Here is a 14519-nt window from a genome sequence, read left to right on the forward strand (position 1 = left end):
TATGACCACAACATTACGCCCGCACGATCTGCTCTGGCTTCGCGCACAGGATGCGCTGGAAGGGGTAACCGAACCCTGGGTTGCAGAGATCTGGCACGCTGGTTTACCGGTGGTGGTGCGGCGTGATGTTGCACAAGACGGTCGCATCCCCGTTGGCGTGCGCGGCCTGCGCCGCGACCAACGCGCGGCGGGGTGGGTAAAGCCTGAACAGGTAATCCGTGTGGTCTCACCCGAACAACTGGTCGCACCGCAAGAACTGCCGCGTTCGCCGTTTATCTCCCAACCGCCGGTACAACTGGCGCTGCAACTGGCGCAGTTTGCCTGGCCGTGGATATGGGGAATAACCGGTAGCACCGGTTATGCGCTGGCGACCGGCATTCCGGTTATCCATGCGACCAGCGATCTCGACGTGCTGATCCGCGCACCGGAACCGCTCTCTACCCGCGATCTGGCCCGCTGGCAACAGCAACTTAGCGGCGGACTTTGCCGGGCGGATACCCAGGTAGAAACCCCAAACGGCGGCTTTGCCTTAGCCGAATGGCTACGCGACGGGCGAGTGATGCTGAAAACCAACCACGGGCCGCGTCTGGTGAGCGACCCCTGGCAAAGGGAGGATTCATGAAGATCATCTTTACTTTTCCGGGGCAGGGGATACAACGCCCGGGAATGTTACACGCGCTTCCCGGCAGTGAAATGGATGAAGCCCGCGACATGTTGGGCGCGGAAATCGACACCCTTGATACCGCCGAATCGCTAAAGCATACCCGTGCGGTACAACTGGCGCTGCTGATTGCCGGTGTCGCCTGGGCGCGTGAATTACAGCGACGCGGCGTGCGTGTTGATATCACCAGCGGCCTGTCGATTGGCGCATATCCGGCGGCGGTGATCGCGGGCGCGCTCGATTTTCAGGATGCGCTGCGCCTGGTAGCCTTGCGCGGCGATTTGATGGAACAGGCGTATCCGTACGGTTACGGGCTGACGGCGATCATGGGGCTGACGTTGCCCACGGTGGAAACGCTGATCGAAGGCAGCGGAGCCTATATCGCTAATCTCAATGCCGAAACGCAGATTGTTATTGCCGGCAGCGATGAGGCGATGGCGCAGGTGGCGCAACGGGCATTAGCAAAAGGGGCCAGCAAGGCGCAGCGCCTCGCGGTCAGCGTACCTTCCCACTGTGCATTGCTGGAAAAACCCGCCGAAAAACTGGCGCAGGCGTTTGCAGATGTGACGCTCCGCCGCCCGCAGTGCGCTTATTTAAGCGGTAGTACCGGGCGCGTGTTATGGCAGCCGGAGAAAATCGCTGACGATCTGGCCTGGAATATGGCGCGCACCGTGCGCTGGCAGGAGGCGGTCGTTGCCGCTAATGAACGTGACGCGCGGCTGGCAATTGAAATGCCGCCGGGCGGTGTTCTGACCTGCCTGACCCGGCAAGCCGCGTGGAACGGCGAAAGCATTTCGCTGGAGCGCAGCGGTGTGGATGTGGCGGTGCATCTGGCGAATCGCCTCAGGATGCAGTCGTAATGTTGTCTTGCAGGCTGCGGGCGTACATGCGGCCTTCCGCCGCCAGCGCCAGCAAGTTGGGATCGCGCTCGCGGTTGCGGGAAAAGACAATGGCGATCAACTGCTGCATTTGATACGGCTCGGCGAGGCGCAACATCTGCACAGATCCTTCGTAGACTTTCTTCATCCTTCCCGGCATCAGCGTAAACCCGACGCCCGCCTGCACCAGGCTCAGCATGGAGAAGATGTCATTGACGCGTGTGACAATTTCCGGCTCAAAACCGGCGATATGAAATGCTTCCTGAAAACCGGCATAGGTGGCAAAGCCTTCAGCCAGCGAGACAAATTTTTGCGTGCGGTAGTCGCGCAGATCGGCCAGCGTATCGGTTTCAAGCGTGGCGCTCGCCGGTGCGGCAAGGAAGATGTCGTCATGAAACAGCGGCAGCACTTCGAGATTGTTGCGGTCGATTTCGCTTTCTGAAATAGAGATCAAAATCGCGTCGAGCCTGCTTTCCTCAAGCATCTGCAACAAAGTTTCATTTGAGCCCATCGTCAGATCCATCTCCAGATCCGGACGCCGTAATTTCATTCCCATTATCAGGCGTGGTACGGTTTCCAGCGTCAGGGAGTAGAGCGTGCCAACGCGCAACCGCCCCTGGCCAACCCCGGCGGTTTTACGCGCTTCATCCAGCCCGCGCTCCATTAACTGCGTCACTTCCTGGCAATACTCCAGCAATGTCCACGCGGCAGGCAGCGGGATGAGATTACGACCTTTATGGGCAAACAGCGGGCAACGGACATTCTCTTCCAGCGTATGCAGCGCACGGTGTACGCTGACACCGCTGAGATTGAGCGCTTCGGCGGCGCGCGCAATATTGCCCTTTTCCATAAAGGCCATAAAGATAGCCAGCTTGCGAAACGTAATGTCGTTGGTGATATCCAGATTCATAAGCTCTCTCGCCGCCGTTGTTGCCGGTTACTCCCCCTGCAACATGGCTTCCAGTTGCTCGTGCGCGTCCAGCCAGGCCATTTCGCACGCTTCAAGGCCCGATTTTGCCGCCGCCTGCTGTTGCAAACAGGTGGTTAACTCTGCTTTGCGGCTCTGATCATAAAGCCCGCTGTCACCGAGTTTTTCTTCGGCCTGCGCAAGCTGGGCGTTGAGTTTTTCCATCTCTTTTTCCAGCCGGGTAATCTCTTTGCGCAGCGGCTGAGTTTGCGTGCGTAGCTCGGCTTCCCGGCGCTTCTGATCTTTGCGCGCCTGCGCGCTGTTGGCGCTCTCTTTTACCGACTCCGCAGGCTGGCTTTCCTGTTTTTGCACGTCGCTCAGCCACTGCTGGTAATCTTCCAAATCGCCTTCGAACGGCTCAACTTTGCCGTCGTGAACGAGATAGAGATCGTCGGTGGTGGAGCGAATCAGGTGGCGATCGTGCGAGACGACCACTAATGCGCCTTCAAACTCAATCAGCGCTTCGGTCAGCGCCTGGCGCATATCAAGATCAAGGTGGTTGGTTGGTTCATCGAGCAGCAGCAGGTTCGGTCGCTGCCAGACGATCAATGCCAGCACCAGACGCGCTTTTTCGCCGCCGGAGAAGCGTTCAGTTATTTCTGTGACTTTATCGCCCTGGAAACCAAAGCCGCCGAGATAATCGCGCAGTTTCTGCTCCAGCTCCTGCGGCGCCAGGCGCGCCAGGTGCTGCAACGGCGATTCGTCGGCGCGTAAAAACTCCAGTTGATGCTGGGCGAAGTAACCGAGCTTGATACCTTTCGCCAGCCCGATTTCCCCGCTCTGCGCCGCCAGTTCACCCGCCAGCAATTTAATCAGCGTGGATTTCCCCGCGCCGTTACGACCCAGCAGGCCGATGCGCGAACCCGGCACCAGATTCAGCTTGATGGCGTTCAAAATGGTGCGATCGCCGTAACCGGCGCTCACTTTTTCCATCTTTAATAGCGGGTTGGGCAGGCTCTCCGGTGGGCGGAAGCTGAAGTGGAACGGGTTATCGACGTGTGCTGGTGCAATCAACTCCATGCGCTCAAGCATTTTGATGCGGCTTTGTGCCTGTTTCGCTTTGCTGGCTTTTGCTTTAAAACGATCGATAAAGCTTTGCAGATGGGCAACGCGCTGCTGCTGGCTTTCATAAGTGGCCTGCTGCTGGGCAAGGCGCGTGGCGCGCTGGCGCTCAAACGAGCTGTAGTTGCCGGTGTATTCGAACAGGCTTTGCTGCTCAATATGTAGAATTTTGTCCACCACCGGATCGAGGAAATCGCGGTCGTGAGAAATCAGGATCAGCGTTCCCTGATAACTTTTCAGCCACTTCTCCAGCCAGATCACCGCGTCGAGATCGAGGTGGTTGGTCGGTTCATCAAGCAGCAGTAAGTCCGAGCGGCAAATCAGCGCCTGCGCGAGGTTTAAACGCATACGCCAGCCACCGGAGAAGTCGCTTACCGGGCGCTCTAGCTGTTCGTTGCTAAAACCCAGACCGTGCAGCAGGCTGGAGGCGCGCGAGCGAATGGTCCACGCGTCAATTGCGTCGAGCTTTCCGTGCACGGTGGCAATCGCGTGCCCATCGTTACGTTCGTTAGCGGCGTTCAGCTCGGCTTCAAGATTGCGGTATTCGCGATCGCCATCAATTACATAGTCTATGGCCGCTTCATTCAACGCCGGCGTTTCCTGGTTCACCCATGCCAGTTGCCAGGTGCCGGGAAACGTGAAGCTGCCGCCGTCGGCACCGATCTCGTTTTTCAACAGCGACAGCAGCGTGGATTTGCCGCAGCCGTTTTTACCTACCAGGCCTACTTTCTGGCCCGGGTTAATGGTGGCTGTGGCGTTATCCAGCAGGACACGCACGCCGCGACGAATTTGTAACGAGGAGAAAACAATCATAAGGCGCCGTATGTTCAGACTATGTTAATTTGTCATTATGATAATGTAAGCGTGCGGCCAAAAGACGCACCAGGGCCGCAATGGTAGCCCAAAATGAAGATGATAGACAAAATCATTCTGGCAGCGCCCACAGGCCGTTCGCCAGAGTTTGACGCCCGGGAGGGAAATGATGTCGCAGACAGCGAAAGTGTTGCTGCTGTATGCCCATCCGGAATCACAGGACTCGGTGGCTAACCGGGTTTTGCTTAAGCCGGCAACGCAGCTGCAAAATGTCACGGTGCACGATCTTTATGCCCGTTACCCTGACTTTTTTATTGATATTCCTTATGAACAGGCGTTGCTGCGTGAGCATGACGTCATTGTGTTTCAACATCCGCTATATACCTACAGTTGCCCGGCGCTGCTCAAAGAGTGGCTTGACCGAGTGTTAAGCCGTGGCTTTGCCAGCGGCATTGGCGGGAACCAACTCGCGGGAAAGTATTGGCGTAGCGTGGTCACTACCGGGGAACCGGAGGCCGCGTATCGCCACGATGGGCTTAATCGCTACTCTATGAATGATATTTTGCGCCCCTTTGAGCTGACTGCCGCCATGTGCCGTATGCACTGGTTAAGCCCGATTATTGTCTACTGGGCGCGCCGGCAACAGCCGCAGGAGTTGGCGAGTCACGCCAAAGCGTATGGTGACTGGCTGGCGTCGCCGTTGCCTGTGGGAGGCCGTTAATGGAAGGTTCCGCGCTCTTACTGGCTGGTGTGTTGTTTCTTTTTGCGGCGGTTGTTGCCGTTCCGCTTGCCGCGCGTTTAGGGATTGGCGCGGTGCTCGGCTATTTGCTTGCGGGTATCGCGATTGGCCCGTGGGGGCTGGGGTTTATCAGCGATGTTGATGAAATCCTCCATTTCTCCGAGCTGGGCGTGGTGTTCCTGATGTTTATCATCGGACTGGAGCTGAACCCGCGAAAACTTTGGGAGCTTCGGCGCTCCATCTTTGGTGTCGGTGCGGCACAGGTGCTGCTCAGTGCGGCGATCCTCGCCGGGCTGCTGATGCTGACGCAGTTCTCCTGGCAGGCGGCGGTGATTGGCGGTATCGGCCTGGCGATGTCCTCCACCGCGATGGCGCTGCAACTGATGCGCGATAAAGGCATGAACCGCAGCGAGTCCGGCCAACTGGGATTTTCGGTGCTGTTGTTTCAGGATTTAGCGGTGATCCCGGCGCTGGCGCTGGTGCCGCTGCTGGCAGGCAATGGCGACGAGCATCTCGACTGGATGAAGGTTGGCATGAAAGTGCTGGCGTTCGCGGGCATGTTGATTGGCGGGCGCTACTTGCTACGGCCTGTGTTTCGCTTTATTGCCGGTTCCGGCGTGCGTGAAGTGTTTACCGCCGCGACGTTACTGTTGGTGCTTGGTTCGGCGCTGTTTATGGATGCGCTGGGGTTATCGATGGCGTTAGGGACGTTTATCGCCGGCGTGCTGTTAGCGGAGAGCGAATATCGCCACGAACTGGAAATCGCTATCGAGCCTTTTAAAGGGCTGCTGCTGGGGCTGTTTTTTATTTCCGTTGGCATGGCGCTGAACCTCGGGGTGCTCTATACCCATCTGTTATGGGTGGTGCTGAGCGTTGCGGTGCTGGTGGCGGTGAAATCACTGGTGCTGTATGTGCTGGCGCGAATATACGGTTTGCGCAGTTCGGAGCGGATGCAGTTCGCCGGTGTGTTAAGCCAGGGCGGTGAATTCGCGTTTGTCTTGTTCTCCTCGGCGTCTTCTCAGCGCTTGTTCCAGAACGATCAAATGGCGCTACTGCTGGTGACGGTCACGTTGTCGATGATGACCACGCCGCTGCTGATGCGCGGCGTGGATAAACTGCTCTCGCGGCGCTTTAACACCCCGGAAGATGAAGATGAAACCCCATGGGTCGAAGACGACAAACCCCAGGTGATTGTGGTGGGATTTGGGCGTTTTGGTCAGGTGATTGGCCGCCTGTTAATGGCGAATAAGATGCGCATTACCGTGCTGGAGCGCGATATCAGCGCCGTCAATCTGATGCGGAAATATGGTTATAAGGTCTATTACGGGGATGCAACCCAGGTGGAGTTGCTACGTTCGGCGGGCGCGGAAGCGGCGCAATCGATCGTTATCACCTGTAATGACCCGCTGGATACGATGAAGCTGGTGGAGATTTGCCAGCAGCATTTTCCGAACCTGGCAATCCTGGCGCGTGCTCGCGGGCGTGTGGAAGCGCATGAACTGCTGCAGGCCGGTGTGACGCAATTTTCCCGCGAGACGTTCTCCAGTGCGCTGGAGTTAGGGCGCAAGACGCTTATTTCGCTGGGGATGCATCCTCATCAGGCTCAGCGCGCGCAACTGCACTTTAAGCGTTTAGATATGCGTATGCTGCGCGAGTTGATGCCAGTGCATACCGATACGATGCAAATTTCCCGTGTCCGTGAAGCGCGGCGCGAGCTGGAGGAGATTTTCCAGCGTGAAATGCAGCAAGAGCGTCGCCAGCTGGATGGTTGGGACGAGTTTGAATAAGGGGAATCGAATGGCTGTACGAAAACGTTTTATCGCCGGGGCGGTTTGCCCGGCATGCCAGGCGAAGGACTCAATGGCAATGTGGCGTGAGAATAATGTCGATATTGTTGAGTGCGTTAAGTGTGGGCACCAGATGCGTGAAGCGGATAAAGAAGCCCGCGAGCATGTTCGCAAAGATGAGCAAGTGATTGGCATTTTTCATCCAGACTAGCGAGATCGGGCAGCTTTTTTTAAGCTAAAGGGTACACGGGTGCAGAATTCCGCTACAATCTGCGCCAGTAATTTTCCCACGCTCAGGAGATATCATGAAAGTAGCAAAAGACCTGGTGGTCAGCCTGGCCTATCAGGTACGTACAGAAGACGGTGTATTGGTTGATGAGTCTCCGGTGAGTGCGCCGCTGGACTATCTGCACGGTCACGGTTCCCTGATCTCTGGTCTGGAAAACGCGCTGGACGGTCACGAAGTCGGCGACAAATTCGATGTGGCTGTTGGCGCGAACGACGCTTACGGTCAGTATGACGAAAACCTGGTGCAGCGCGTACCGAAAGATGTCTTTATGGGCGTTGACGAGCTGCAGGTTGGCATGCGCTTCCTGGCAGAAACTGACCAGGGCCCGGTACCGGTAGAAATCACCGAAGTGGAAGACGACCACGTTGTTGTTGACGGCAACCACATGCTGGCTGGTCAGAACCTGAAGTTCAACGTTGAAGTTGTCGCTATCCGCGAAGCAACCGAAGAAGAGCTGGCTCACGGCCACGTTCACGGTCCGCATGGTCACGATCATGACCACGACCACGATCACGACGGTTGCTGCGGTGGCCACGGCCACGATCACGGTCATGACCACGGTAAAGGTGGTTGCGGCGGTAATGGCGGTTGCGGCTGTCACTAATACGCGTTGTTTTTCGCGCCGCAGGGCTGTTGGCTTTGCTTTCAAACCCCGGTCGCATCGTTTTCTATGCTCCCGGGGATTTTCAAGTTTGCCGCCTGCCTGCAACACGAAATCCATAACGTCATTGATGAGCGGGGAAACCCGCTTTTTTTACGCCTTAATAATGGGGCGGCGGCGTCTCTTCTGAAGGGGAGGCCATGTGCGATGGCTGGCTGGCTTTGAGCTTTTCCGCCATTAACCGCAGATGTTCGCGCAGCTTCGCCATTTCCAGCTCATGGGCGACAACCGTCTGGTTTAATTCCTCGATGGTCATCTCCTGAAAAGCCAACCGGCTCTCCAGTTCTGCCAGTCGCGCTTCTATTGTTAACTCTTGCATACATCACCTCTGGATTGCGTCCGGCCCGATTTTCGTTAAACGGGCGAATTTTACTGAACTTTGCCGCCGGGTACAGCTTTGACAAAGAAAAGCAGAAACTTATTTAAACAAAAATAGTCAGAAAACAGGTGAATTCAGGTGGTGTCCTTATGTTGATTTCCACCGCAACGCTTTATAGTACGTCTCTTACATTTTTGTTTAACCCTGGGGCGAGATGCCCCGGCCCCTGGAGAAATGGATGAAATCACTGTTTAAAGTCACGCTGCTGGCGACCACGATGGCCGTCGCCCTTCACGCACCGATCTCTTTCGCTGCCGATGCTGCTGCAAAGAAAGAACCGGCTGCAGCAGCTGACAGCAAAGCGGCATTTAAAAATGACGACCAGAAATCCGCCTATGCGCTGGGCGCTTCGTTGGGCCGCTACATGGAAAACTCGCTGAAAGAGCAGGAAAAACTCGGTATCAAACTGGATAAAGCTCAGCTGATCGCCGGTGTTCAGGACGCGTTTGCCGATAAGAGCAAACTGAGCGACCAGGAGATTGAACAAACTCTGCAAGCGTTTGAAACGCGTGTGAAAACTGCCGCGCAGGATCGCATGGAAAAAGACGCTGCTGATAACGAAGCGAAAGGCAAAGCCTTCCGTGACACCTTCGCTAAAGAGAAAGGTGTGAAAACCTCCGATACCGGTCTGCTGTACAAAGTAGAGAAAGAAGGTACTGGCGATGCACCGAAAGACAGCGACACGGTTGTTGTTAACTACAAAGGTACGCTGATCGACGGTAAAGAGTTCGATAACTCTTACACCCGTGGTGAGCCGCTCTCTTTCCGTCTTGACGGTGTGATCCCTGGCTGGACCGAAGGCCTGAAAAACATCAAGAAAGGCGGCAAGATCAAACTGGTTATCCCACCGGCGCTGGCTTACGGGAAAACGGGCGTTCCGGGCATTCCGGCTAACTCCACGCTGGTATTCGATGTAGAGTTGTTGGATATCAAAGCCGCACCTAAAGCAGATGCCGCAGCGCCTGAAGCTGCACCGGCAGCGGGCGATAAAGCTGCTGACGCGAAAGCCGCAGACACCAGTAAGAAATAAAATTTGCAATAGCGCCGCCTTCGGGCGGCGTTTTTTTTTGCAGCAGGGATATAATTCTGGAAAGCTTAACCTACGATGTATTAATTTATATCCCCATATAAATACTGAGCCTGCCCTGAAAACATAACGACAGGCTCCTGAAAAGGAGTGTTTTTTTTCATGTCCAGGTCGCTATTAACCAACGAAACCAGTGAACTTGATTTGCTGGATCAACGTCCTTTCGATCAGACCGACTTCGATATCCTCAAATCCTATGAAGCGGTGGTGGACGGGTTAGCGATGCTCATTGGCAGCCACTGTGAAATCGTTTTGCACTCCCTGCAAGATTTGAAATGTTCCGCAATCCGTATTGCCAATGGCGAACACACAGGGCGTAAAATTGGCTCGCCCATCACCGATCTCGCTCTGCGCATGCTGCATGATATGACCGGCGCCGACAGCAGCGTATCGAAGTGCTACTTCACGCGCGCGAAAAGCGGTGTGCTGATGAAGTCCGTCACTATCGCTATTCGTAACCGCGATCACCGCGTGATTGGTCTGCTGTGCATCAACATGAACCTTGATGTGCCGTTCTCACAGATTATGAGCACCTTTGTGCCACCGGAAACGCCTGATGTTGGCTCTTCGGTGAACTTTGCTTCCTCAGTGGAAGATCTGGTCATGCAAACGCTGGAGTTCACCATTGAAGAGGTCAACGCCGATCGTAACGTTTCTAACAACGCCAAGAATCGCCAGATCGTACTGAACCTCTATGAGAAAGGTATCTTTGATATCAAAGACGCTATCAACCAGGTCGCCGATCGCCTCAATATTTCAAAACACACCGTTTATCTCTATATCCGCCAGTTCAAAAGCGGTGATTTTTCCGTACAGGATCGTTAATGCGTTTTGCCCTGATGGTCACCGGCCCGGCGTATGGAACCCAACAGGCCAGCAGCGCGTACCAGTTTGCGCAGGCACTACTCGAGGCCGGGCATACGTTAGCCAGCGTCTTTTTTTATCGCGAAGGGGTGAGCAATGCGAATGCGCTCACTGCGCCCGCCAGTGATGAATTTGACCTGGTTCGCGCCTGGCAACTGCTGCATGAGGAACACCAGGTCGAGCTGCATATCTGCGTTGCCGCCGCGCTGCGCCGCGGTGTTGTTGATGATGTCGAAGCACAACGGCTGGCGCTGCCTGGTGCAAATCTGCAAGCCGGATTTTCACTGACCGGTCTTGGCGCGCTGGCGGAAGCCGCACTTTCTTGCGATCGGGTGGTGCAATTCTGATGCAACGTATCGCCTTTGTATTTACTTCTGCGCCGCATGGCTCTTCTTCGGGTCGCGAAGGGCTGGATGCGTTGCTGGCAACTTCAGCGTTTACCGATGATATCGGCGTGTTTTTTATTGGTGATGGTGTATTCCAGTTACTGGCCAATCAGCAGCCGGATGCAGTATTAGCGCGCGATTACATCGCGACGTTTAAAGTCCTGCCGCTTTATGACATCGAACAGTGTTGGCTGTGTGCGGCTTCCCTGCGTGAGCGTGGATTAGATGAGGAGACAACATTCGTGTTGCCAGCTCAGCGCCTGGAACCGGATGCGCTGCGCGAAAAACTTGATAATTACACCGTCGTTCTGACCTTTTGAGGCATTTATGCTGCATACCTTGTCCCGCTCTCCCTGGCAGTGTGATATGGCGTCGATGCTCCGTTTGCTGCGCCCCGGCGACGATCTGCTGCTGCTTTCAGATGGCGTAACGGCAGCCTTGCAAAACGGGCGCTATGTTGAGTTATTGCTAAACGCCCTCATAACTGTGCACGCGCTTAAAGAAGATATCGATGCCCGTGGTCTGGGTGGTCAAATTTCAAGCAGTGTCGTCAGGGTTGGCTATACTGATTTCGTTAGTCTGACGGTGAAAAACGCTGTTCAGATGCATTGGTAATGTGTGATCGCTGTATATTTCTTGACACCTTTTAAGCACAGCCATAAAATTCTGCGTCCTCATATTATATGAGGCCGTTTTATTACGTGTTTACGAAGCAAAAGCTAAAACCAGGAGCTATTTAATGGCAACAGTTAACCAGCTGGTACGCAAACCACGCGCTCGCAAAGTTGCAAAAAGCAACGTGCCTGCGCTGGAAGCATGCCCGCAAAAACGTGGCGTATGTACTCGCGTATATACTACCACCCCGAAAAAACCGAACTCCGCACTGCGTAAAGTATGTCGTGTTCGTTTGACCAACGGTTTTGAAGTGACTTCCTACATCGGTGGTGAAGGTCACAACCTGCAGGAGCACTCCGTGATCCTGATCCGTGGCGGTCGTGTAAAAGACCTCCCGGGTGTTCGTTACCACACTGTACGTGGCGCGCTCGACTGCTCCGGTGTTAAAGACCGTAAGCAATCTCGCTCCAAATACGGCGTGAAACGTCCTAAGGCTTAATGGTTCTCCGTTAAGTAAGGCCAAACTGTTTTAACTTTAATGTCAAACTAAACTCTTAGAGTTTTGGACAATCCTGAATTAACAACGGAGTATTTCCATGCCACGTCGTCGTGTTATTGGTCAGCGTAAAATTCTGCCGGATCCGAAGTTCGGATCAGAACTGCTGGCTAAATTTGTCAATATCCTGATGGTAGATGGTAAAAAATCTACTGCAGAAGCAATCGTATACAGCGCGCTTGAGACCCTGGCTCAGCGTTCTGGTAAAAATGAACTGGAAGCTTTCGAAGTAGCTCTCGAAAACGTGCGCCCGACTGTAGAAGTTAAGTCTCGCCGCGTTGGTGGTTCTACTTATCAGGTTCCGGTTGAAGTTCGTCCGGTTCGTCGCAATGCTCTGGCAATGCGTTGGATCGTTGAAGCTGCTCGTAAACGCGGTGATAAATCCATGGCTCTGCGCCTGGCGAACGAACTTTCCGATGCTGCGGACAACAAAGGTACCGCAGTTAAGAAACGTGAAGACGTTCACCGTATGGCCGAAGCCAACAAGGCGTTCGCACACTACCGTTGGTAATCCCTTCGGAGTTTTAGTCATATGGCGGGCGCTTCAAGCAAGTGGCCCGCCGTTTGGCAACTTAAATCTGAACGCCTAAAGAGACAAACGAGGAATCAAATGGCTCGTACAACACCCATCGCACGCTACCGTAACATTGGTATCAGTGCGCACATCGACGCCGGTAAAACCACGACTACCGAACGTATTCTGTTCTACACCGGTGTAAACCACAAAATCGGTGAAGTTCATGACGGCGCCGCAACCATGGACTGGATGGAGCAGGAGCAGGAGCGTGGTATTACCATTACCTCCGCAGCGACTACCGCATTCTGGTCTGGTATGGCGAAGCAGTATGAACCGCATCGCGTAAACATCATCGACACCCCGGGGCACGTTGACTTCACCATCGAAGTAGAACGTTCCATGCGTGTTCTTGACGGTGCGGTAATGGTTTACTGCGCCGTTGGTGGTGTTCAGCCGCAGTCTGAAACCGTATGGCGTCAGGCAAACAAATATAAAGTTCCGCGCATCGCGTTCGTTAACAAAATGGACCGCATGGGCGCTAACTTCCTGAAAGTTGTTGGTCAGATCAAAACCCGTCTGGGCGCGAACCCGGTTCCGCTGCAGCTGGCAATTGGTGCTGAAGAAGGTTTCACCGGTGTTGTTGACCTGGTGAAAATGAAAGCCATCAACTGGAACGATGCAGACCAGGGCGTAACCTTCGAATACGAAGATATCCCGGCTGAGATGCAGGATCTGGCTGACGAATGGCACCAGAATCTGATCGAATCCGCTGCTGAAGCTTCTGAAGAGCTGATGGAGAAATACCTGGGTGGTGAAGAACTGACTGAAGAAGAGATCAAAAAAGCTCTGCGTCAGCGTGTTCTGAACAACGAAATCATCCTGGTAACTTGTGGTTCTGCGTTTAAGAACAAAGGTGTTCAGGCGATGCTGGATGCGGTAGTTGACTACCTGCCGTCCCCGACTGATGTACCTGCGATCAACGGTATCCTGGACGATGGTAAAGATACTCCGGCTGAGCGTCACGCAAGTGATGAAGAGCCGTTCTCTGCGCTGGCGTTCAAAATCGCTACCGACCCGTTTGTTGGTAACCTGACCTTCTTCCGTGTGTACTCCGGTGTGGTTAACTCTGGTGATACCATCCTGAACTCCGTGAAATCTGCACGTGAGCGTTTCGGTCGTATCGTTCAGATGCACGCTAACAAACGTGAAGAGATCAAAGAAGTTCGCGCTGGCGACATCGCTGCTGCTATCGGTCTGAAAGACGTGACTACTGGTGACACCCTGTGTGACCCGGATCATCCGATCATTCTGGAACGTATGGAATTCCCGGAACCGGTAATCTCCATCGCGGTAGAACCGAAAACCAAAGCTGACCAGGAAAAAATGGGTCTGGCTCTGGGCCGTCTGGCGAAAGAAGACCCGTCATTCCGCGTATGGACTGATGAAGAATCTAACCAGACCATTATCGCCGGTATGGGTGAGCTGCACCTCGACATCATCGTTGACCGTATGAAACGTGAATTCAACGTTGAAGCGAACGTCGGTAAACCTCAGGTTGCTTACCGCGAAGCGATTCGTGCGAAAGTTACCGATATCGAAGGTAAACACGCTAAGCAGTCTGGTGGTCGCGGTCAGTACGGTCATGTTGTTATCGACATGTACCCGCTGGAGCCGGGCTCTAACCCGAAAGGTTACGAGTTCATCAACGACATCAAAGGTGGTGTAATCCCTGGCGAATACATCCCGGCCGTTGATAAAGGTATCCAGGAACAGCTGAAATCTGGCCCGCTGGCGGGTTACCCGGTAGTTGATCTCGGTGTGCGTCTGCACTTCGGTTCTTACCACGACGTTGACTCCTCTGAACTGGCGTTTAAACTGGCTGCGTCTATTGCCTTTAAAGATGGCTTTAAGAAAGCGAAACCAGTTCTGCTTGAGCCGATCATGAAGGTTGAAGTAGAGACTCCGGAAGAGAACACCGGTGACGTAATCGGTGACCTTAGCCGTCGTCGCGGTATGCTGCGCGGTCAGGAATCTGAAGTTACTGGCGTTAAGATCCACGCTGAAGTTCCGCTGTCTGAAATGTTCGGATATGCAACTCAGCTGCGTTCTCTGACCAAAGGTCGTGCGTCTTATACTATGGAATTCCTGAAGTATGATGATGCGCCGAACAACGTTGCTCAGGCCGTAATTGAAGCCCGTGGTAAATAAGCCGCAGGGTTAAAACCAAAGTCCCGTGCTCTCTCCAAAGAGGGAGAGCA

At 54.4% G+C, this 14519-nt stretch carries 17 protein-coding genes; 14 read left to right on the forward strand and 3 right to left on the reverse strand.

The window, feature by feature from the left end; translation table 11 throughout:
* Window position 1: 1 nt before the first annotated feature.
* Both C813_RS24840 and mdcH read left to right on the forward strand, forming a co-directional pair.
* Window positions 2–622: a malonate decarboxylase holo-ACP synthase gene (locus C813_RS24840; protein ID WP_017459885.1), complete on the forward strand. Its 621-nt coding sequence runs from the start codon at window positions 2–4 to the stop codon at window positions 620–622.
* Complete coding sequence (mdcH, locus tag C813_RS24845) at window positions 619–1521, forward strand: malonate decarboxylase subunit epsilon (protein ID WP_017459886.1); 903 nt, start codon at window positions 619–621, stop codon at window positions 1519–1521. The genes C813_RS24840 and mdcH overlap by 4 nt, the downstream gene beginning before the upstream one ends.
* On the opposite strand, the gene C813_RS24850 is transcribed toward mdcH, so the two are convergent.
* Both C813_RS24850 and C813_RS24855 read right to left on the reverse strand, forming a co-directional pair.
* Window positions 1505–2449 carry a LysR family transcriptional regulator gene (locus tag C813_RS24850; protein ID WP_017459887.1) on the reverse strand — a complete coding sequence of 315 codons (945 nt, stop codon included), beginning with the start codon at window positions 2447–2449 and terminating at the stop codon, window positions 1505–1507. The two genes, mdcH and C813_RS24850, sit on opposite strands and share 17 nt — an antisense overlap.
* 27 nt (window positions 2450–2476) lie before the next feature.
* The gene (locus C813_RS24855; protein WP_017459888.1) at window positions 2477–4381 is read right to left on the reverse strand and encodes an ABC transporter ATP-binding protein; all 1905 of its coding nucleotides are present in this window, start codon (window positions 4379–4381) and stop codon (window positions 2477–2479) included.
* Window positions 4382–4547: 166 nt separating this feature from the next.
* On the opposite strand from C813_RS24855, the gene kefG reads away from it, so the two are divergent.
* From kefG to slyD, 4 genes are all read left to right on the forward strand, one after another.
* On the forward strand, window positions 4548–5102 hold the full coding sequence (gene kefG, locus C813_RS24860) for a glutathione-regulated potassium-efflux system ancillary protein KefG (RefSeq protein ID WP_071925236.1): 555 nt from the start codon (window positions 4548–4550) through the stop codon (window positions 5100–5102).
* A complete protein-coding gene (kefB, locus tag C813_RS24865; RefSeq protein WP_017459890.1) occupies window positions 5102–6907 on the forward strand; it encodes a glutathione-regulated potassium-efflux system protein KefB in 1806 nt (601 codons plus the stop codon). Before kefG ends, kefB begins: the two co-directional genes overlap by 1 nt.
* Window positions 6908–6917: 10 nt before the next feature.
* Entirely contained in the window at window positions 6918–7118 is a 201-nt protein-coding gene (locus tag C813_RS24870; RefSeq protein WP_017459891.1) for a YheV family putative zinc ribbon protein, read from the forward strand.
* 94 nt (window positions 7119–7212) lie between these two features.
* Window positions 7213–7800, forward strand: coding sequence for a peptidylprolyl isomerase (gene slyD / locus C813_RS24875; protein ID WP_017459892.1), 588 nt, complete (start codon window positions 7213–7215; stop codon window positions 7798–7800).
* A 157-nt stretch (window positions 7801–7957) separates the two neighbouring features.
* On the opposite strand, the gene C813_RS24880 is transcribed toward slyD, so the two are convergent.
* On the reverse strand, window positions 7958–8176 hold the full coding sequence (locus tag C813_RS24880; protein WP_017459893.1) for a protein SlyX: 219 nt from the start codon (window positions 8174–8176) through the stop codon (window positions 7958–7960).
* 238 nt (window positions 8177–8414) lie between these two features.
* Between C813_RS24880 and fkpA the strand changes: the two genes are divergently transcribed.
* From fkpA to fusA, 8 genes are all read left to right on the forward strand, one after another.
* A complete protein-coding gene (gene fkpA / locus C813_RS24885) occupies window positions 8415–9266 on the forward strand; it encodes an FKBP-type peptidyl-prolyl cis-trans isomerase (RefSeq protein ID WP_017459894.1) in 852 nt (283 codons plus the stop codon).
* A 159-nt stretch (window positions 9267–9425) separates the two neighbouring features.
* The gene (locus C813_RS24890; RefSeq protein ID WP_017459895.1) at window positions 9426–10148 is read left to right on the forward strand and encodes a helix-turn-helix transcriptional regulator; all 723 of its coding nucleotides are present in this window, start codon (window positions 9426–9428) and stop codon (window positions 10146–10148) included.
* The gene (gene tusD, locus C813_RS24895) at window positions 10148–10534 is read left to right on the forward strand and encodes a sulfurtransferase complex subunit TusD (protein ID WP_017459896.1); all 387 of its coding nucleotides are present in this window, start codon (window positions 10148–10150) and stop codon (window positions 10532–10534) included. Before C813_RS24890 ends, tusD begins: the two co-directional genes overlap by 1 nt.
* Window positions 10534–10893: a sulfurtransferase complex subunit TusC gene (tusC, locus tag C813_RS24900; RefSeq protein ID WP_017459897.1), complete on the forward strand. Its 360-nt coding sequence runs from the start codon at window positions 10534–10536 to the stop codon at window positions 10891–10893. The genes tusD and tusC overlap by 1 nt, the downstream gene beginning before the upstream one ends.
* A 7-nt stretch (window positions 10894–10900) precedes the next feature.
* Window positions 10901–11188, forward strand: a complete 288-nt coding sequence (tusB, locus tag C813_RS24905; RefSeq protein WP_017459898.1) for a sulfurtransferase complex subunit TusB — start codon at window positions 10901–10903, stop codon at window positions 11186–11188.
* A 124-nt stretch (window positions 11189–11312) separates the two neighbouring features.
* On the forward strand, window positions 11313–11687 hold the full coding sequence (gene rpsL, locus C813_RS24910) for a 30S ribosomal protein S12 (protein ID WP_003023654.1): 375 nt from the start codon (window positions 11313–11315) through the stop codon (window positions 11685–11687).
* 97 nt (window positions 11688–11784) lie between these two features.
* Window positions 11785–12255, forward strand: a complete 471-nt coding sequence (gene rpsG, locus C813_RS24915) for a 30S ribosomal protein S7 (protein WP_007369802.1) — start codon at window positions 11785–11787, stop codon at window positions 12253–12255.
* Window positions 12256–12354: 99 nt separating this feature from the next.
* Window positions 12355–14469 carry an elongation factor G gene (fusA, locus tag C813_RS24920; protein WP_017459899.1) on the forward strand — a complete coding sequence of 705 codons (2115 nt, stop codon included), beginning with the start codon at window positions 12355–12357 and terminating at the stop codon, window positions 14467–14469.
* The last annotated feature ends 50 nt before the right edge of the window (window positions 14470–14519 follow it).

It is taken from the genome of Kosakonia sacchari SP1 (assembly GCF_000300455.3).
GTDB lineage: Bacteria > Pseudomonadota > Gammaproteobacteria > Enterobacterales > Enterobacteriaceae > Kosakonia > Kosakonia sacchari.

Bases quoted from the DNA above. Each gene is read 5' to 3' on its own strand.
- C813_RS24840 (WP_017459885.1), top strand. From the start codon at position 2: ATGACCACAACATTACGCCCGCACGATCTGCTCTGGCTTCGCGCACAG.
- mdcH (WP_017459886.1), top strand. From the start codon at position 619: ATGAAGATCATCTTTACTTTTCCGGGGCAGGGGATACAACGCCCGGGA.
- C813_RS24850 (WP_017459887.1), bottom strand. From the start codon at position 2,449: ATGAATCTGGATATCACCAACGACATTACGTTTCGCAAGCTGGCTATC.
- C813_RS24855 (WP_017459888.1), bottom strand. From the start codon at position 4,381: ATGATTGTTTTCTCCTCGTTACAAATTCGTCGCGGCGTGCGTGTCCTG.
- kefG (WP_071925236.1), top strand. From the start codon at position 4,548: ATGATGTCGCAGACAGCGAAAGTGTTGCTGCTGTATGCCCATCCGGAA.
- kefB (WP_017459890.1), top strand. From the start codon at position 5,102: ATGGAAGGTTCCGCGCTCTTACTGGCTGGTGTGTTGTTTCTTTTTGCG.
- C813_RS24870 (WP_017459891.1), top strand. From the start codon at position 6,918: ATGGCTGTACGAAAACGTTTTATCGCCGGGGCGGTTTGCCCGGCATGC.
- slyD (WP_017459892.1), top strand. From the start codon at position 7,213: ATGAAAGTAGCAAAAGACCTGGTGGTCAGCCTGGCCTATCAGGTACGT.
- C813_RS24880 (WP_017459893.1), bottom strand. From the start codon at position 8,176: ATGCAAGAGTTAACAATAGAAGCGCGACTGGCAGAACTGGAGAGCCGG.
- fkpA (WP_017459894.1), top strand. From the start codon at position 8,415: ATGAAATCACTGTTTAAAGTCACGCTGCTGGCGACCACGATGGCCGTC.
- C813_RS24890 (WP_017459895.1), top strand. From the start codon at position 9,426: ATGTCCAGGTCGCTATTAACCAACGAAACCAGTGAACTTGATTTGCTG.
- tusD (WP_017459896.1), top strand. From the start codon at position 10,148: ATGCGTTTTGCCCTGATGGTCACCGGCCCGGCGTATGGAACCCAACAG.
- tusC (WP_017459897.1), top strand. From the start codon at position 10,534: ATGCAACGTATCGCCTTTGTATTTACTTCTGCGCCGCATGGCTCTTCT.
- tusB (WP_017459898.1), top strand. From the start codon at position 10,901: ATGCTGCATACCTTGTCCCGCTCTCCCTGGCAGTGTGATATGGCGTCG.
- rpsL (WP_003023654.1), top strand. From the start codon at position 11,313: ATGGCAACAGTTAACCAGCTGGTACGCAAACCACGCGCTCGCAAAGTT.
- rpsG (WP_007369802.1), top strand. From the start codon at position 11,785: ATGCCACGTCGTCGTGTTATTGGTCAGCGTAAAATTCTGCCGGATCCG.
- fusA (WP_017459899.1), top strand. From the start codon at position 12,355: ATGGCTCGTACAACACCCATCGCACGCTACCGTAACATTGGTATCAGT.